Source organism: Klebsiella michiganensis (assembly GCF_015139575.1).
GTDB classification, from domain to species: Bacteria; Pseudomonadota; Gammaproteobacteria; order Enterobacterales; family Enterobacteriaceae; genus Klebsiella; species Klebsiella michiganensis.
Genome location: NZ_AP022547.1, coordinates 5268924 through 5285789 on the forward strand (window position 1 = coordinate 5268924; position 16866 = coordinate 5285789).

The 16866-nt window shown below is 50.6% G+C and carries 11 protein-coding genes and 1 tRNA gene; 6 read left to right on the forward strand and 6 right to left on the reverse strand.

The window, feature by feature from the left end; genetic code table 11:
- Positions 1-14 precede the first annotated feature (14 nt).
- The 6 genes from JLG71_RS24670 to JLG71_RS24695 form a co-directional block, all read right to left on the reverse strand.
- Complete coding sequence (locus JLG71_RS24670) at positions 15-1163, reverse strand: DGQHR domain-containing protein (protein ID WP_200913876.1); 1149 nt, start codon at positions 1161-1163, stop codon at positions 15-17.
- Positions 1160-1963, reverse strand: coding sequence for a hypothetical protein (locus JLG71_RS24675; RefSeq protein ID WP_200913877.1), 804 nt, complete (start codon positions 1961-1963; stop codon positions 1160-1162). The genes JLG71_RS24670 and JLG71_RS24675 overlap by 4 nt, the downstream gene beginning before the upstream one ends.
- On the reverse strand, positions 1960-7047 hold the full coding sequence (dptH, locus tag JLG71_RS24680) for a DNA phosphorothioation-dependent restriction protein DptH (RefSeq protein ID WP_200913878.1): 5088 nt from the start codon (positions 7045-7047) through the stop codon (positions 1960-1962). Before dptH ends, JLG71_RS24675 begins: the two co-directional genes overlap by 4 nt.
- Positions 7028-8353 carry a DNA phosphorothioation-dependent restriction protein DptG gene (gene dptG, locus JLG71_RS24685; RefSeq protein ID WP_200913879.1) on the reverse strand — a complete coding sequence of 442 codons (1326 nt, stop codon included), beginning with the start codon at positions 8351-8353 and terminating at the stop codon, positions 7028-7030. Before dptG ends, dptH begins: the two co-directional genes overlap by 20 nt.
- A gap of 4 nt (positions 8354-8357) precedes the next feature.
- Positions 8358-10007, reverse strand: coding sequence for a DNA phosphorothioation-dependent restriction protein DptF (gene dptF / locus JLG71_RS24690; RefSeq protein ID WP_200913880.1), 1650 nt, complete (start codon positions 10005-10007; stop codon positions 8358-8360).
- Between the two features lie 294 nt (positions 10008-10301).
- A tRNA-Leu gene (locus JLG71_RS24695) sits at positions 10302-10386 on the reverse strand.
- A 234-nt stretch (positions 10387-10620) separates the two neighbouring features.
- Between JLG71_RS24695 and ahr the strand changes: the two genes are divergently transcribed.
- From ahr to JLG71_RS24725, 6 genes are all read left to right on the forward strand, one after another.
- On the forward strand, positions 10621-11640 hold the full coding sequence (ahr, locus tag JLG71_RS24700; protein ID WP_004108819.1) for an NADPH-dependent aldehyde reductase Ahr: 1020 nt from the start codon (positions 10621-10623) through the stop codon (positions 11638-11640).
- A 190-nt stretch (positions 11641-11830) separates the two neighbouring features.
- On the forward strand, positions 11831-12703 hold the full coding sequence (locus JLG71_RS24705) for a carbohydrate ABC transporter permease (RefSeq protein ID WP_116279970.1): 873 nt from the start codon (positions 11831-11833) through the stop codon (positions 12701-12703).
- Positions 12693-13580 (forward strand): carbohydrate ABC transporter permease, encoded by an 888-nt coding sequence (locus tag JLG71_RS24710; protein WP_004108826.1) that lies wholly within the window; start codon positions 12693-12695, stop codon positions 13578-13580. The genes JLG71_RS24705 and JLG71_RS24710 overlap by 11 nt, the downstream gene beginning before the upstream one ends.
- Before the next feature lie 10 nt (positions 13581-13590).
- Complete coding sequence (locus tag JLG71_RS24715; protein WP_004117574.1) at positions 13591-14415, forward strand: phosphodiesterase; 825 nt, start codon at positions 13591-13593, stop codon at positions 14413-14415.
- A gap of 5 nt (positions 14416-14420) precedes the next feature.
- Positions 14421-15494 (forward strand): ABC transporter ATP-binding protein, encoded by a 1074-nt coding sequence (locus tag JLG71_RS24720; RefSeq protein ID WP_014227685.1) that lies wholly within the window; start codon positions 14421-14423, stop codon positions 15492-15494.
- Positions 15487-16797 carry an ABC transporter substrate-binding protein gene (locus tag JLG71_RS24725; protein ID WP_032747685.1) on the forward strand — a complete coding sequence of 437 codons (1311 nt, stop codon included), beginning with the start codon at positions 15487-15489 and terminating at the stop codon, positions 16795-16797. Before JLG71_RS24720 ends, JLG71_RS24725 begins: the two co-directional genes overlap by 8 nt.
- Positions 16798-16866 lie beyond the last annotated feature (69 nt).

The following is a 16866-nucleotide window of genomic DNA, read 5'->3' on the forward strand; positions in this document are numbered from 1 at the left end:
TAATTCAACATCAATTATAAACCTGTCAAAAACAACATCCGTTTATAAGCATCATTCATCCCTTTTGTTGATGAGGGATAAAGAGTAGAGTCAGAGAAATCCTCTTTGTTTTTTATTACATTTAGATAGTTTGTAAAGTCATCACTTATAACCTTCCTAGAAACGCCATGCTTAAGCAAGACAGCTTTTAGAAATTTAAATATGCAAGCAATGCCAACTGTTTTCTTGAGAAAATTATCATCCCCCAGATCTTTCCAAAAAATTTCATCTGTGGCATCCAACGCTAAAGACAGTACTTCTTGAATAGCTTTATCATTTCCTTGAATATATAATTTCCTTAAGGGATACTCTGCATCATCTTTAAGAACACTTCTTCCATATATAGTACTTTCGCCCGCATATCGCTTTGAGTTCATCAAATATCGATCATCTTTAGGATTCTTACTTATCAGAGAAAGTATAGCTTCTACAATAGAGGCGGTAGAAACACGCCAAGAAGCTGTATTGTTTTTTTTATGTTCATCTGCTGTTCTATATTTAATCCTATTTAACAAAGGCTTTTCACTGTTGAAAAGCCGAACAAGATAAACAGCTAGGGTTTCTGGCGGCCAATTTATTGGCTCTTCATTATCCAGTTCATAACCAAACAATTGATACGCTAAACTTTTATCGACTTTCCCTTGATTGTAATTTATCGTCGAAAATAGAAAAGCTTGATAAGGCATAGCTAAATCGATATAAATTGCACAAAGTAGATCCATTTGTGTTTCAGCATATTCAAAAGCATACAAGCGATGCTGCCCATCAATAATAGAAAGAACTTCCGAATGTTTAGGCACCTTTATTGTGTAAAGGTTCTCTGTAGTTGTTGGTTCGACTAAGCATCTTTCGCTTTCTCCAGCATATCTACCTGATTTTAAAAAATTTGCCCCTAGAATTATTGAGTTAGGAAAAGCAGCAGACTCTCCATCAATAAACTTTGATATTTCGTGTAGCCTTTTATTATTCAGTAAACGCTGAACACCTTGGATAGTCCCATTTACATTCTCGGCCTTTAAGGAAAAACTTATTTCCTTTAGAGTACCAGAAGGTATAACACAGGCATAATAATCAGCAAATGGCTGGGACACTTTCATTGCTAAAAATTCATGATATCCACTCATTCTAGGCCATCTCCATTTAGTTGAGTGACGGGATGTTCTGGAGAAATTGCCGCCTCGTCGAGTCCCATACCTTGTAATTTATCACTATCCAATACTATGCCACCAATAAGATTATTTGCATCCGTTTTTACGATATATTCCTTTTTCCTAATATTTGTGAATATCCATAAAAAAATCGATAATACCCCTCCCCAGAAAACCTGAGGGGAATCACCTGTTGGATTTTTCAATGCAAAGAATGACAGTATAAATGCTACTACCCAAAGGAAAAATGCTGCATATTCCTTTACTCGGCTATCACTACCGTCATCAGTTAATAAATCATCTGAGCTAATATTTTTCTCGCATTCTGAATCATCTTTTTTTTGTATAAAAAACTCAGCAGCAATCCCACCCAACAACCCTAAGTTAAACATAAATAATGAAAAATTCTGAAAAAGAGTAATATCAAGAGATGAGATATACAAACAAACCACATTAACAGATTCAACTATTTTATCTGAGTGTATAACTCCTCCCGATGTTGTTGTAATAACAGCATTTGTTGGAACTATTGTTTCACAGACAGGTGAGAGGTCTAAAGAGTATAACCATGGAGCCCATATCCCTGCACTGGATATAAGCATAATCACTAAAAATGAAAATATAAATTTTGGATTTTGTATTACTTCATATATTACAGAAAGAAGAAAATTCCATAATAAAAACCAATACTTGAAATAGCCTTTTTCATCAATCTTTAGCCTATTGATTGATAAGTAATATTTTGTACAAGCAAGAAACTTTTCTCTTTTATTCATACAATTAACTCCCAAAATGCCTTATCACGCATCTTCTTGACCTTTTTATCTCCATCAATATACAAACTATAATGTTTTTCAAGCTGCCGAATCTGTCCCATCAAAGACTCCTGCTCGCCTTTATCATCAACGTTAAATACCGCCTTAATATCTGCATTCCTAATCTCAGAAACACGATGGATCACCCAGGTCAAAATATATGAAGCATAATTATTTTCCCCAGTCTTAAAGTGAGTGATCTCCTGCGTTGACAGGATCGCACCAACACCATACTCACGGCCTTCTTTAAGAATCTTACGCAGGCTGGAGAAATCCTGCCGCATAAAGTTATCGGCTTCGTCCACCAGAATCATTTTGGTGAGCTGACGATAATCCCCCCTCACCACCGGTTTACCGCGCTTTTGCATCTGAGCGTAAAATAGATCCAGCGTAAGTGCGACTACCAGGTTTTGCACTTCTGGCGGGTAACCAGCCAGTTCGATCACGGTGACGCCGTCAATCAATTCGTACAAGCTGGTCATCTTCTCCGGGATAGTCTCGAATATCTTGTAACGCGCCAGTTTAGAAAGTGCTGCATAAAGCGAATCCTCTTCAACCTTCTCCTGATCAAGGAAGCGCTGCCACACATCTTCAATCGTCGGCGCAGTCCGTGACCATGTTGTCGGATCTTCCGGCGAAATGCCTGCCGCTTCGTAGCATTCTAAAATCAGATTTTCTAATTTGAGCTGCTGCTTATGGCCCAGCCCATAGGCTTTCGCCATCGTTTCCGATAGCCCACCAGCGGTATGGATTGGTAACATTGGCGTATCACCAAACAGAGACAAGGGGTTGTAAGGCAGCTTAAATAATTTGTACTTTTTGGCCCCCGTAGCATCAAGAAAAGCCTCATCCACATAGTCTGATTTGTAGTCGAAGATCAGCAAACCAATAGGTTTACCATCAACGTTACAGGACTGATTACGCATCAACTGTGTGACTAGCGATTTAGTAAACTGGGTTTTACCGGTGCCCATCGTTCCAATAATGCCGGTATTGGTATTCATGAACTTCGCGGTGTTGGTTGGCTCCCAATGTAATGGGCTCTGACGCGCAGCATCATGACCAAACAGGATCTGTAATGGAGTATCGCTAATATCAGGTATCACCACCGGTACGGCAGGCTGTAACGACTCCGACTCAGATTCCGAAATGCACTGTGCAGCAGTCGGCGTTGTGACTTCTACCACGACTTCGGGTTGTGATGGACTGGCATCACACTCAGGCTCAAGCCGGTATTTTTCCGGCACCCGGTAACGTTCCGCCAACGGTGGTTCATCCCCCTGCGCCGCAATCAACGAAGGCAGCAGTGAATAAGGGATTTCTATCTGTAAAATATTCTCCGCTGTCTCTTTATAAGAGAGATCGAAGCAGGTTGCGCTGTCCACATGTGCCACGACGAAGCCGTCCGCATAGTCGGCCAACTCACCTAACCGATAGTCGCCCGTTAACCACCATTCACGTCGATCCAGCAAGGGAGCCAGTTTGTTGCTATCCAGCACACCGTACAGACGCAGTTTCTCCACCTGCATCAGCACCTGACGAATAAAGAGCGCCCGGTACAATTGTGATGCCAGCGTTTGTGGTTCCAGAATGTCCTGCTGTAAGTAGCGTTTCAACTCACGGGCCTGTTGGCCTGCATAGCTGTAGTCCGGTCGCGCCCCGGTTTTAACTTCCAGCGGCAACAGGTAGAGGCGGTTTTCTTTGAAACCAACAAAGAGCACATCATCAGAGATCGCGCCGTTACGATAACCCTGTAGATTTCTCGATAAATCAGTCTCTTTCATTTTCAACCCGACATTGCCGGACACGCGGATCATTTCGGCGACCGATAGCGGAATCCAGCAAATATCGGACTGGTGCAACATAGATTGCACAAATTTGTACGCACCTATAATGCCGTGCTTCTCTTTACGCTCTTTTTCACTGGAACGCAGCATTTTCAGCAGCCATTCGCCGTTAAAGGCATTAAATTCAGCCAGCAAATGCTGACTATCAATAGCAGGTTGTCCTGACTGGCTTCCGGTCTGGAGCAACCGCAGGAACAAATCAACCTGCTTCGTGACGGTGACGGCATCGTAGCCCGCGCAACTGGTGTACTGGTCAGAATAGTGGATAAGCACCACATCTTTTTGGCTGGTGAAAAAGTCGAGGGTAACTTTGGGATCAATGATGGTTGTCCAGAGCGCACTGTTGTAGGAGTAATTGAGCAGCTGTTTAAAATTGCCGCTCACAGCCAGGCCGATCCCTTGTCCATGATACTGGCTGTTGCTTTGACGTGCAGGTTGCCACAGGCAGCCGATTAGTCGGGCAAGACGCAGGGCGCAGTAGGACTCAGTATCCACATCACGCAGTCCAAACGCGGTAAAGTAAGCATCCCCCTGCGTTTCGGCACCTTCCCCAGCGATCAACCCATGACACAATACCCCACTGGACGCATCTTCAATGCGGATCTGGCGGCAATCCACAGGTGCTGTATTGGTGAAAAATGCCAGATGTGCATAGGCCAACTTGTCGCTTTCTGACGGCAGGACAAACTTGCTGAACGTTAACCGGCTACGCAGCAAATCAATCAGCATATCGGCTTCCGCCCGCCATACGCCGCTGTTCAGATCGAGATCGTTTTTAAGCTGTTCATAGCTACCACTTTCAGCAAAGTGATCGAACATATTTGGTAGCAAACGTTCATCGTAGCAGTTCACATGAACCGAAATAGCGTGCTCTTTTTCTTGCTTAAAATATTCTACTAATCCCAGAAACAGTTCTTTGGCGTTCCCTTGATTAATGGCATTGATAATCAACGCACTGTTTTCAGCGCTCTGGAACAACCGGGCGTAAGCGTCCGTGAACTCATTAAGTTTGTCTTTTACCAGACGTTTAACGTAGTCATGGCTGACCTGCCGCTGGGGAACCACATCAATCCAGAAGCGGTTTTCATCCACCGGCTGTAGTTGCGCGTATTCATGCTCACTGTGATAAACAAACGGCACTAACCCGGAAACCATCAGGCGATCAAGAGTGATCGGCGGTAGTGTGGCAAATGATGCCGAATCGCGCTGTTCTGACTCCGCAACGATAGTTTCTGCCAGTTGTAGATGGTAGGCCAGCACCAGAGGATGCAGCGGAGAGAGGCGCTCATGGCTATCATTGCGGCAGATCCCAAGATGCAGAAGACGTTTCTCTTGTGCTGTCAGCGCTCTGCTCAGGCCTATTTGCTGGAGTGACTGTTCAAACGTAGTAACAATGTAGCTGACCAGTGTGCGATATTCCGCTGACCACGACACCAGACTCGGCAGGGTGTTACGACGATGATAGTAGGCAAATAACTGCTCATAAGCGTTATGGAGATCGGGGTAGCTGGCAAGAAGTTCATCCAGCGCAAACTCGCTATCGTCACTTCCCGTACCCAGCAGACGTTGCTCAATTAATGAGGCTTCCAGTATCAACAACTGCTGGCGTACACCGACGACCTTGTGTTCAGTATTATCGAGTATGATGCGCCCTTTTAGTCGGTTCCAGGTTGCATTGCCCTCTTCCTTAAATAATTTGTTGAAACGACTTTGGTCAAAAAGCAGTGGCAGCGTTAGCCCTTCTTCTGCTCCCGGTCCCTCTATGTTAAACGGCAGACGGGAATCACCGGAAACGATCGCAAACTGAACCAGGTCACTTTGATTTGCCAGCGTCTCAAAATTTACCTGAGCATAAAGCTGGCAGTCTATGTCTTCGCTCTCGTCATCCAGCGTACAGGTCAGGTTGCCAGACTCGGCAATACGCAGCGTGTTATCTTCCAGTTGCAGGGTTATTTGTTCTTTACCTGGCTCAATGCGATAACAGTGCTGAATATCGTTTAACCAGAATTGTCCCTGCTCGACCAACAACAGGCGAAATTTATACTCTTCGGCTGAATTATTGCGGTTAGTCAGTTCGAGACTAAAGAAGCAGGGATGCCCATCAAAAGGCACCGACGCCATAATGCGGGAAGTCTTGCCGCCTGCCCGGCTGGTGCGCCAGAAAGGTGTGTTCTTTAACTGACGATTATGGGCAATCTTTATCTGGTTATCCTGAAGATCATTACCCTGAAAACTGAACTCCAGCTCAGCCTTTGATTGTCCTGACTGCACCTGCACCAGCACGCTGATGTCACGTTTGCCTGCCTTACTGGCGCTTTTCGCCCGTAGCCAAACCTCGCCGTTTTCGACGGAGACGTTCTCCAGCACCAGTTTTTGTTCGCTGTTCTGCTCTTTCTCTTTCCTGTAGTCAGAGAAATCGAGCTCACGCCAGTCGCCTTTATCGTAAAAATGCTCCTGAATGAATTTTGTACTAAATTCAGGCAGTACATTCTCCAGCTGTCCGCTGTAGCGTTCAACGCTGTCTTCTATCTGGCGATATAATTTCCGGTTTTCATTCAGCCGAGTGCGTAGCTGTTTCTGGCTATAGTTCAGTAGTTCATCATCTTTAAACAGATGAAGCTCAGAGAAATCCAGATTGCCATCATCCAGCAAGCGATACAGCGACGAGAAACCAAATACGGTCGCGCCTTCATCCAGTACCGTTGCCAGTTGATCCTCCAGCAAACAGCGGGACAATTCTGAACGGTTACTATCGGTGGTAATGAGCTTTTCCAGTTGATGGCTGAAAGTTTCCGGATACCAAATAGCATCCGGTGCCGCCACGTCTTTCGTGCTGTTAATCAGGGTGTCGAGCATACTGTTGTGAATAATCAACAGCGCTGTTTGGGCAAAAACGCCGCTGCGCCCTGCAACTTCATCGCGCAAATGAGAAATGTAGTTTTCTGTGAATGCTGGAGCCTCGGCTCCGTGCAGTACAGGAATTAGCTGAACACCATTGCAGGGGAGACAATCAATATATTGCCCTGCCGCAATTTCCAACTGATTGCTGTCCGCCAGAGAGACGAATGCTTCCCAGAGTTTTAGGGCATTATCGGGATCGGGAGATTTGAACTGGTAGCGCTCGCCGGGCTGAATGATGCCACCTACCCATTCAATAAAAGTTTCTGCCAGATAGGTTTCATACTGTTTTACGGACATACACGGCGTCTCCACTATCACTCATTCGCTCTACATTTCCCATGCGTTCATAAAACGCCACCAGTGTTTGCGCCGACTGGTTATCCAGATAAAAGCCGCGCTGTTCAAAACCACGCAGCAGTTCGTGCAGGCGGAGTTTGTCATTTTTGCCCACAGTGAGATTGGTCAGCAACAGAAGACGATCCTGATTCAGCACCAGCACTTTCCCTGCCCGACCACGCACCTGAATGAAGTCAGTGCAAATCTGGTTTTCCAGCTCATTAACGTATTTACGATTTACCGTCGCGCGGTCAGTTTTTTTACCCTGGAACTGCTCTACGGCAACGGATAAGAGCTGTTTGAAGGCATTTTCCAGGTTTGTTGCGCGTTCACGAGCTGGAAGATCTCGTTCTTCCTTACTAATAAATTTTTGTATGTAATCATTAAGCTCATCTAACACTTGATTTGGGGTGCCCGAATAACTCAAACAATCCTGGTATACCTGCCAGAGAGGACGTTTTTTCGCCCCTTTTACCTGCAACACCTCCAGCGCGGATAGTATCGGGAACAGTTTTTCGCTCTGGCTAGCGAACAGCTTATAACCATAACGTTTCACCTTTTCCCGTTCGGAGCTGGCTTTTTCGCTATCAAGAATAAAAAACAGTGATTTGCTTTGTGGTTCGCCGTCCTGCCAGTTGTCCAGATTGAGCGCCAGTTGAGCGCACCAGCTAAAGGCGTACAAACGTAGGGTGTTGGTCAATTCTTGTAAAAGGTATTGTGGGTGCTCCGCCAAAAACGCCAGATCGGACTGAAAACACGTGACCATATACGGAAGATAGGGTTGCTCTTCGGCAAAAGGTCCTTTCCCCAGCAATTTTATTTTTTCATTGAGCTTATTCAGCATTTGCTGCTCAATGAAGTTCAGTCTGTCCTGTATGGGATAACGGAGGCTGAAATCTCCCATCAAATTGGCAAACAGCGTGCCAAGTCGTTTATCTGCCGTTGAACCCGCACTTATTTTTTCACCATTAAACTGGGCGTGGAACAGTAAAAAAAGTGGGGAGACACGGAAAATATCCTGACTGGAAAAATACATCCGTTCCAGCACGGACCAGAACGCAGGCTCATCAAGCAGCTCCTGCAGATGTGTTTTACAATCTTCACGGAATTGGTCAGGATCGTAGGCTTCAATTTTACGTTTCAGGGCGTAGCTAAGAGCCAGTCCGGTGACGAATTGCCAGCTAATATCGTTGTTTTTATTGCGTACAGGCAGGTAACTATCCAGTTGATTGTTACCCACTTTTAACTCGGTTGCGATAGGATACATTCTGCTACCCCTCCATACCGCTAATAGTGATCATATCGTCATCCGCCTTTGCACGATAAACCCGTTGTATGCCATCATAAAATTTGATTTCGCTGCTGGATTTGGCCTGCTCCGCGATCAACTCAACAATTTCATCCAGCAACACGATGGCATTTTTATCGTATTTATTCGGACGATAACCATTATTCAGCTTGTCCAATAGTTCAAACAGATTGAGTCCGATATGGATATGCGGAAGTGGATTTTGCCCCACTTTTAAATAGACATCGAAGCCGGTTGAATGAGCGGTATGCTTATTGCGGATAGCGTCCCAATCAGGCTTAACCTCTACCGGTGCGGTTATTTTGACTCCACCAAATTCACCCAAAAAAAACTCTTCTTTTTGCATACTTAATTCAGGCGCTTTGCGGTTAGCGTAGCGCTGGATACCCGCGATAAGCTCAAAAGCATAAAAGCGATTCAGTGCTCTTTTTTGCTCCGGATCTGCTGTGTAATTCCTATGCAAGTGCCAAATTTCTGAGTAACGTTCAAACAACGATTCGTTAAAGAACGCAGAAAATCTCCGATGATAATCATTACCCAACGATTCGTGCTGCAACAGCCAGAAAAGCCGGATCAACGAGGTTGCGTCACCAGGCTTAACGCACTGGCGATCAAATTTGATGTGTAACGACTCAAGTGCGGATAAAAAATCATCGAGATCAGCGTCAACCAGTCCCAGTTCATAGCGCAAAACAAACTGATCAAGTTCATAGGTGTGCAATCTGGCGGGATCAAAATCGGAAACTTTTTTAATCAGATCATTTTCTGCACCAGTGAAGAGGTTATCAAATAAGTAGCCAGGCCCCATCAACAGATGATGCAGAAAGTCCAGCAGCGTTCGGGTCGTTACAAACTGGTCTTTAATTAATCGCGCTTTAAAAAGCTGCGTAATTAATACATTCTGCACACCAGGTATGCAAAGCAATTTAAAGTTTGCGACCTCTTTTAGATCCGGATTGACTGACTCATCGCGCCGAAAGATAAACTGAAAAAAATTATTATCATCATCACGAGTTAAGTTATCTAATAAGGCTTTAATAAATGATGAATAGTTTTTATTTTCGTTAAACTGGAATTTAGGGTAGTGTTCAAAATCAAAAAAAGAACAATTCCCCTTACGATAAGGACGGCTTGCATCCTGCTGTGCTGATAAAAATGAGTCAATTGCAGACCGGATCGCCTGGTGGCATTCAGCACCTTCTCTGGCAAAATTGGCTAGCATCCCTGTGTTGATGCCAATGAGCAACGGAGATGATTGTTGGTGATGATTAGCAAATAAATCATTCAAAGCATCAATAGCTGATTGTCGAGGGGCAAAGCTATGCGTGGCATCCAGGTGGAAACTAAATCGCCGCTGATAACGCGGATCTGACTGACAGCGGGTTAAAATTTCGGACTTTCCGTCCCCGCTACTACCGCACAAAAAAATGATTTCACCGGGTTTAGCAATATCCAGATAGCGTTGTAATTCAGTTTCAATCTCTTGTTTAACAAAGAGTTGTTCCTTTAACTGATCGAACTCATCCTTCTGACGGTGTGTTACGGTGGTTACGGAAAACGAAGATGACTTCGCAAGTACACCTAACGCTTTACGTAATGTGATCGCGCTCATAACATCATGTTCTCTAAAAGAAAGAATATCCTTATTCTATACAAGCTAACAGTTGAGCACCATATGCCTTTATTTCCAGGTATGTTTAACGGTTGTATAATCGATTTAAATAATACATCGGGATCTAAACAACCATTATCGAACCCGCATATATACTCAGTTCTATACTCACAAGCGACTTGATGTGGGTTGACTCAGATTGACTTCTGTTGAAAGGAAAATCGCGGAAAGCCTTGTATGACGGGGATTTCAGGCACAAAAAAAGACGTCCGTTGACGTCTATTGATGTTCCGATGGTGCCGAAGGCCGGACTCGAACCGGCACGTATTTCTACGGTTGATTTTGAATCAACTGCGTCTACCGATTTCGCCACTCCGGCACGGAAAGGATACGGAAAACGTTCTGGATTATACCTGTCGCACGCTGCCATGCAAGCAACGTTGCATTCACCTGCCACCAAGTGATGAATTTTTCATCGGCTCAGTGTGTTAGCCTCTTCAGGGTACATTTTGCCCTCCTCTATAACCCCCCATCCCCCCTCCTTCTGCCAAGCGTCCCCTCGCCCCATGCTCTACACTTCCTTCTTAACTACGCCAAACCCAAGGAAACTGTCATGAGCACTATTAAAAGTTACGCCGCCAAAGAAGCGGGCGCCGATCTGTCGCTGTGGGAGTACGATGCCGGCGACCTTAAGCCGGAAGATGTCGAAGTGCAGGTGGAGTACTGCGGGATCTGCCACTCCGACCTGTCGATGATCGACAACGAATGGGGCATGTCGAGCTATCCACTGGTGGCCGGTCACGAGGTGATTGGCCGGGTGGCGGCCCTGGGCAGCGCGGCGCAGGATAAAGGGCTGAAGGTTGGCCAGAAGGTCGGCATTGGCTGGACGGCGCGCAGCTGCGGCCACTGCGACGCCTGTATCAGCGGCAACCACGTGAACTGTCTGGAAGGCTCGGTGCCCACCATCATCAACCGCGGCGGCTTCGCCGATAAGCTGCGCGCCGACTGGCAATGGGTGATCCCGCTGCCGGAAAACGTCGATCTCGAATCTGCCGGGCCGATGCTCTGCGGCGGCATCACCGTCTTCAAGCCGCTGCTGATGCATCACGTCACGGCGAACAGCCGCGTCGGCGTCATCGGCATTGGCGGCCTCGGCCATATCGCCATCAAGCTGCTGCACGCGATGGGCGCGGAAGTCACCGCCTTTAGCTCCAATCCGGCGAAAGAGCAGGAAGTGCTGGCAATGGGCGCCGATCGCGTGGTGAACAGCCGCGATCCCGAAGCCTTAAAGGCGCTGGCCGGCCAGTTCGACCTGATTATCAACACCGTCGCCGTCGACCTCGACTGGCAGCCGTACTTTGAAGCGCTGGCGTACGGCGGCAACTTCCACACCGTCGGCGCGGTAATGAAGCCGTTCCCGGTCCCCGCTTTTACCCTGATTGGCGGCGACCGCAGCATCTCCGGTTCGGCCACCGGCAACCCGTCCGAGCTGCGCAAGCTGATGAAATTTGCCGGACGCAGCAAAGTCGCGCCGACCACCGAGCTGTTCCCGATGTCGCAGATCAACGAGGCGCTGAAGCACGTTCGCGAGGGCAAGGCCCGCTACCGCGTGGTGCTGAAAGCCGACTTCTGATCGTTCCTCGTCATGCTTCAGGCCGCAGCCGCGCGGCCTGAACGCCACTGACCGGGGTGATGCCGGGCGGCCCGTCTGCCCGGCGCTTGTTTCCCTGGTCATTAAACCGTCATCTCCCCGCCATACGTTTGCAGTCAATCCTTCTCACAATCCGGCCTTCTACAAACGCCTGAATGAGACGTCCGCCACCATGAGAAAAACCTGGCTCCCCTGGCTGATACTGTCGCCTTCCCTGCTGTTTTTATTGCTGTTTACCTGGTTTCCCCTCGGGCGATCGATTTATGACAGCCTGTTCGATACCCGCATGGTCAGCGACGGCGGCCAGTATGTCGGGCTGGAGAACTTTAGTCGTCTGTTCGCCGACGGCGTCTTCTGGCAGTCGCTGGTGAATAACCTGCTTTATATCCTGCTGACGGTGGTACCGGGCGTGACGCTCGCCCTGCTGCTGGCGGTCGCCCTGACCGAGAATCACCGCGTCAACCGCTGGCTGCGCACCGCCTTCTTCTTCCCGATGATTATCCCGATGGTCAGCGCCGCCGCGCTGTGGCTGTTTATCTTTATGCCCGGCCTTGGCCTGCTCGACCACTATCTGGCGAAGCTGTTCGGCCCGATGAACAACAACTGGCTGGGGCGCAGCAATAGCGCACTGCTGGCGCTGGCGCTGATTGGCGTGTGGAAGTTCGCCGGTTACTACATGCTGTTTTTCCTCGCCGGGCTGCAAAGCATCCCGGCCTCCACGCGCGAAGCGGCGATAATGGAAGGCGCCACCCGCACGCAGGTGTTCTTTAAGGTGACGCTGCCGCTGCTGCGCCCGACCCTGAGCTTCGTGATAACCACGGCGCTGATCTACTCCATCACCCAGATCGACCACGTGGCGGTGATGACCCGCGGCGGGCCGGATAACGCCACGACCGTGCTGCTCTACTACATCCAGAACCTCGCCTGGGACACCCATGATTTAGGTAAAGCTTCCGCCGCCACCTTCCTGACGCTGGCCGGGCTGTTTGCCTTCTCGCTGATTAACCTCAAACTGCTGGAGAAAGGAGCGCACTATGAGCGCTGAAATCTCGCCGCTGGCGCTGCGATCGCACAGCGCATCGCGCCCACTCTGGCTGCGCCTGCGCCGCTCGCAGCCCTTTACGCTCACGGTATTAATGTGCTGCCTGGCGCTGTTGTGGATGAGCCCGTTTTTATGGATGCTGGCGACCTCGTTTAGCGCCACGACCTTCGGCGAGGATATGGCCTCCCTGCTGCCCCGTATGCCGCTGACGCTGGATAACTTCCGCGATGCCTGGGCCAGCGCCGACTGGCTGAGCCTCTACGCCAACACCCTTATCTTCACCTTCGGCACCTTCTTCGTGCAGCTGTTGACCATCACCACCGCCGGCTACGTCTTCGCCTGCCACGAGTTCCGCGGCAAGAAGACGCTGTTCCTGATGTTCCTCGTCCAGCTGATGATTATGCCGGTGGTGATGATGGTGCCGAACATGCTGACCCTGAAAACCTTCGGCCTGCTCAACACCCTCACCGGGGTAATGATGCCCTACTTCACCTCGGCGTTCGGCGTGTTCCTGATGCGTCAGGCGTTTCTGGCCATCCCCAAAGAGCTGGAAGAGGCGGCGCTGATGGAGGGCTGTCGCTGGTGGCAGGTGCTGTTCCGCGTGCTGCTGCCGATGTCCTGGCCGTCGGTGCTGGCCTTCGCCACCGTCAGCATTACCTACCACTGGAACGAGTATCTGTGGCCGCTGATGATGCTGAACGACCCGGACAAACAGGTGCTGACCGTGGGGCTGGTCTCGTTCGCCATGGGCGCAGAATCCGGCGGTCAGTGGGGCATCATCGGCGCCGGCACGCTGATGGTCTGCCTGCCGCTGATGCTGGCGTTCATCCTCTTCCAGAAACAGTTCCTGCGAAGCTTCGGCTTCTCCGGGATCAAATAAGGAGCTCTTCATGCTGTTAGCGCAAATTTCCGATACCCATTTCCGCAGCCGCGGCCAGAAGCTGTACGGCTTTATTGACGTCAACGCCGCCAATGCCGACGTCGTCTCCCAGCTGAATGCCCTGCAGGAGCGTCCGGACGCGGTGGTGGTGAGCGGCGATATCGTCAACTGCGGCCGCCCGGAAGAGTATGAGGTCGCCCGCCAGATCCTCGGCAGCCTGAACTATCCGCTGTATCTCATTCCCGGCAACCACGACGATAAAGCGCTGTTTCTGGAATACCTGCATCCGCTGTGCCCGCAGCTCGGCCGCGACGCGCAAAACATGCACTACGCGGTAGACGATTTTGCCACTCGCCTGCTGTTTATCGACTCCAGCCGGGCGGGTACGTCGAAAGGCTGGCTGACCGAGGAAACCATCAAGTGGCTGGAGGCTCAGCTGTTTGATGGCGGCGATAAACCGGCGACGGTGTTTATGCATCATCCGCCGCTGCCGCTGGGCAACGCGCAGATGGACCCTATCGCCTGCGAAAACGGCCATCGTCTGCTGGCGCTGGTTGAGCGTTTCCCGTCGCTGACGCGCATTTTCTGCGGCCATAACCACAGCCTGACCATGACCCAGTATCGCCAGGCCATCATCTCCACCATCCCGGGAACCGTCCACCAGGTGCCCTACTTTCATGAAGATACCCGTCCGTATTACGACCTTTCTCCGGCGTCGTGCCTGATGCATCGCCAGGTCGACGAGCAGTGGGTGAGCTATCAGCATCCTCTGACCCACTACGCCGGACCGTGGATGTACGACGAAAATATCAGCTGCCCAACGGAAGATTGCTAAACGCCATGCTTAGTCTGCAAAACATCAGTAAACAGTTTGACGGTAAACCGGCCCTCAGCGCCCTGTCGCTGGATATTCGCGAAGGGGAATTCGTGGTGCTGGTGGGCCCGTCCGGCTGCGGTAAAAGCACCCTGCTGCGCCTGCTCGCCGGGCTGGAGCCGGTCAGCGAGGGGGAGATCTGGCTGCACGATGAGAACATCACCGAGATGTCGCCCAGAGAGCGTAATTTCGCGATGATCTTCCAGAACTATGCGCTGTTTCCGCACCTGTCGGTGCGCGACAACATCACCTTCGGCATGAAGGTGCGCAAAGAGGAGAAGACCAGCTGGCAGCCGCGGGTGGATAAAGTCGCGCAGATGCTGCAGCTGGATACCCTGCTCGATCGCAAACCGGCGAAGCTCTCCGGCGGCCAGCGGCAGCGCGTAGCGATGGCGCGGGCGATTGTGCGCAATCCGCGCCTGTTCCTGATGGATGAGCCGCTCTCCAACCTCGACGCCCGCCTGCGTAGCGAAGTGCGCGACAGCATTATGGATCTCCACCAGCAGCTCAGAACCAGCACCGTCTACGTCACCCATGACCAGACGGAAGCGATGTCGATGGCCGACCGCATCGTGGTGATGAACGGCGGCCACGTACAGCAGGTCGGGCGACCGGAGTATCTGTACGCCAACCCGGCCAACCTGTTTGTCGCCGGGTTTATCGGATCTCCGGCGATGAATCTGCTCTCACTGCCCTGCGCTGATGGTGAGGTATTACTGGGTGAGCTGCGCTATCCGCTGCCGCCGCGCTACCGTGAAGAATCCCGGGTGTGGTTAGGCATTCGCCCGGAACATATCAGCGACCGCGTGGAGGAGAGCCATCTGCGCCTGCCCGCCACCGTGCTGCAACGAGAACTGATGGGAGCCGATTATTTGCTCCACGTCAGCACCCCCATCGGCACCTTACGCTTTAGTCGTCGCCATCGCGGCGCGGTGCCGGAGAAAGGCGATTCGCTGATCCTCGGCTTTTCACCTGCCGATGTGCATCTTTTTCATGCTGAGAAACAGCATAATTTACTGATGGAGACAGACCATGTTTAAACCTCTCACCGCTCTCGCGGTTGGGCTCAGCCTTGCCCTGAGCGGCGCGGCGCTGGCGAAAGAGAAGATCGACTTCATGTTTCCGGCGCCGGTGGACGGCAAGCTGACCATGGAGATGACCCGCGTCATTAAGCAATTCAACGAGTCGCAGCAGGATGTCGAAGTGCGCGGGATCTTTACCGGCAACTACGACACCACCAAGATCAAAGCCGAATCGGCGCAGAAGGCCGGGCAGCCGCCCGCGCTGGTGATTATGTCCGCCAACTTCACCACCGATCTGGCGCTGAAGGGTGAGATCCTGCCGATGGACGAGCTGTTCCAGTATGGCGATCAAAAAGCGGGGGATTTTCTGGTGAAGGCGTTCTGGCCCGCAATGCATAAAAACGCCCAGGTGATGGGCACCACCTATGCGATCCCGTTCCATAACTCGACGCCGATCCTCTACTACAACAAAACGATGTTCGATCGGGCCGGGATCAAACAGCCGCCGCAAACCTGGGCCGAGCTGCTGGCGGACGCCAGAAAGCTGACCGACGAAAGCAAAGGCCAGTGGGGGATCATGCTGCCGTCGACCAACGATGATTACGGCGGCTGGATCTTCTCGGCGCTGGTGCGCGCCAACGGCGGGAAATACTTTAACGAGGACTATCCGGGCGAAGTCTATTACAACACGCCAACCACCATCGGCGCCCTGCGCTTCTGGCAGAACCTGGTCTATAAAGACAAAGTCATGCCTTCCGGCGTGCTGAATTCGAAACAGATCGGCGCTAGCTTCTTCTCCGGCAAAGTCGGAATGGCGATGCTGAGCACCGGCGCGCTGGGCTTTATGCGCGAGAACAGCAAAGATTTTGAGCTGGGCGTGGCGATGCTGCCGGCCAAAGAGCAGCGCGCGGTACCGATCGGCGGCGCCAGCCTGGTGAGCTTCAAGGGCATCAACGACGCGCAGAAAAAAGCGGCGTATCAGTTCCTGACGTATCTGGTGAGCCCGCAGGTCAACGGCGCCTGGAGCCGCTTTACCGGCTACTTCTCCCCGCGTAAGGCCGCCTACGATACGCCGGAAATGAAGGCGTATCTGCAGCAGGATCCGCGCGCGGCGATCGCCCTCGAACAGCTGAAGTATGCCCATCCGTGGTATTCCACCTGGGAGACCGTTGCCGTGCGTAAAGCGATGGAAAACCAGCTGGCCGCGGTGGTCAACGATGCCAAAATCACCCCGGAAGCCGCGGTGCAGGCGGCACAGAAGGAGGCCGATGCGCTGATGAAGCCCTACGTCGATAAGACCGCGCTGGCGGAAGTGAAGTAGGCCTTTCCCTCACTATCTCTGCAGATAGCTGAGGTATCTTCTGCAATACCGTACGGAAGCAGTGTGCCC

Bases quoted from the DNA above. Each gene is read 5' to 3' on its own strand.
- dptF (WP_200913880.1), bottom strand. From the start codon at position 10,007: ATGAGCGCGATCACATTACGTAAAGCGTTAGGTGTACTTGCGAAGTCA.
- JLG71_RS24710 (WP_004108826.1), top strand. From the start codon at position 12,693: ATGAGCGCTGAAATCTCGCCGCTGGCGCTGCGATCGCACAGCGCATCG.
- JLG71_RS24670 (WP_200913876.1), bottom strand. From the start codon at position 1,163: ATGAGTGGATATCATGAATTTTTAGCAATGAAAGTGTCCCAGCCATTT.
- JLG71_RS24725 (WP_032747685.1), top strand. From the start codon at position 15,487: ATGTTTAAACCTCTCACCGCTCTCGCGGTTGGGCTCAGCCTTGCCCTG.
- JLG71_RS24715 (WP_004117574.1), top strand. From the start codon at position 13,591: ATGCTGTTAGCGCAAATTTCCGATACCCATTTCCGCAGCCGCGGCCAG.
- dptH (WP_200913878.1), bottom strand. From the start codon at position 7,047: ATGTCCGTAAAACAGTATGAAACCTATCTGGCAGAAACTTTTATTGAA.
- dptG (WP_200913879.1), bottom strand. From the start codon at position 8,353: ATGTATCCTATCGCAACCGAGTTAAAAGTGGGTAACAATCAACTGGAT.
- JLG71_RS24675 (WP_200913877.1), bottom strand. From the start codon at position 1,963: ATGAATAAAAGAGAAAAGTTTCTTGCTTGTACAAAATATTACTTATCA.
- JLG71_RS24705 (WP_116279970.1), top strand. From the start codon at position 11,831: ATGAGAAAAACCTGGCTCCCCTGGCTGATACTGTCGCCTTCCCTGCTG.
- JLG71_RS24720 (WP_014227685.1), top strand. From the start codon at position 14,421: ATGCTTAGTCTGCAAAACATCAGTAAACAGTTTGACGGTAAACCGGCC.
- ahr (WP_004108819.1), top strand. From the start codon at position 10,621: ATGAGCACTATTAAAAGTTACGCCGCCAAAGAAGCGGGCGCCGATCTG.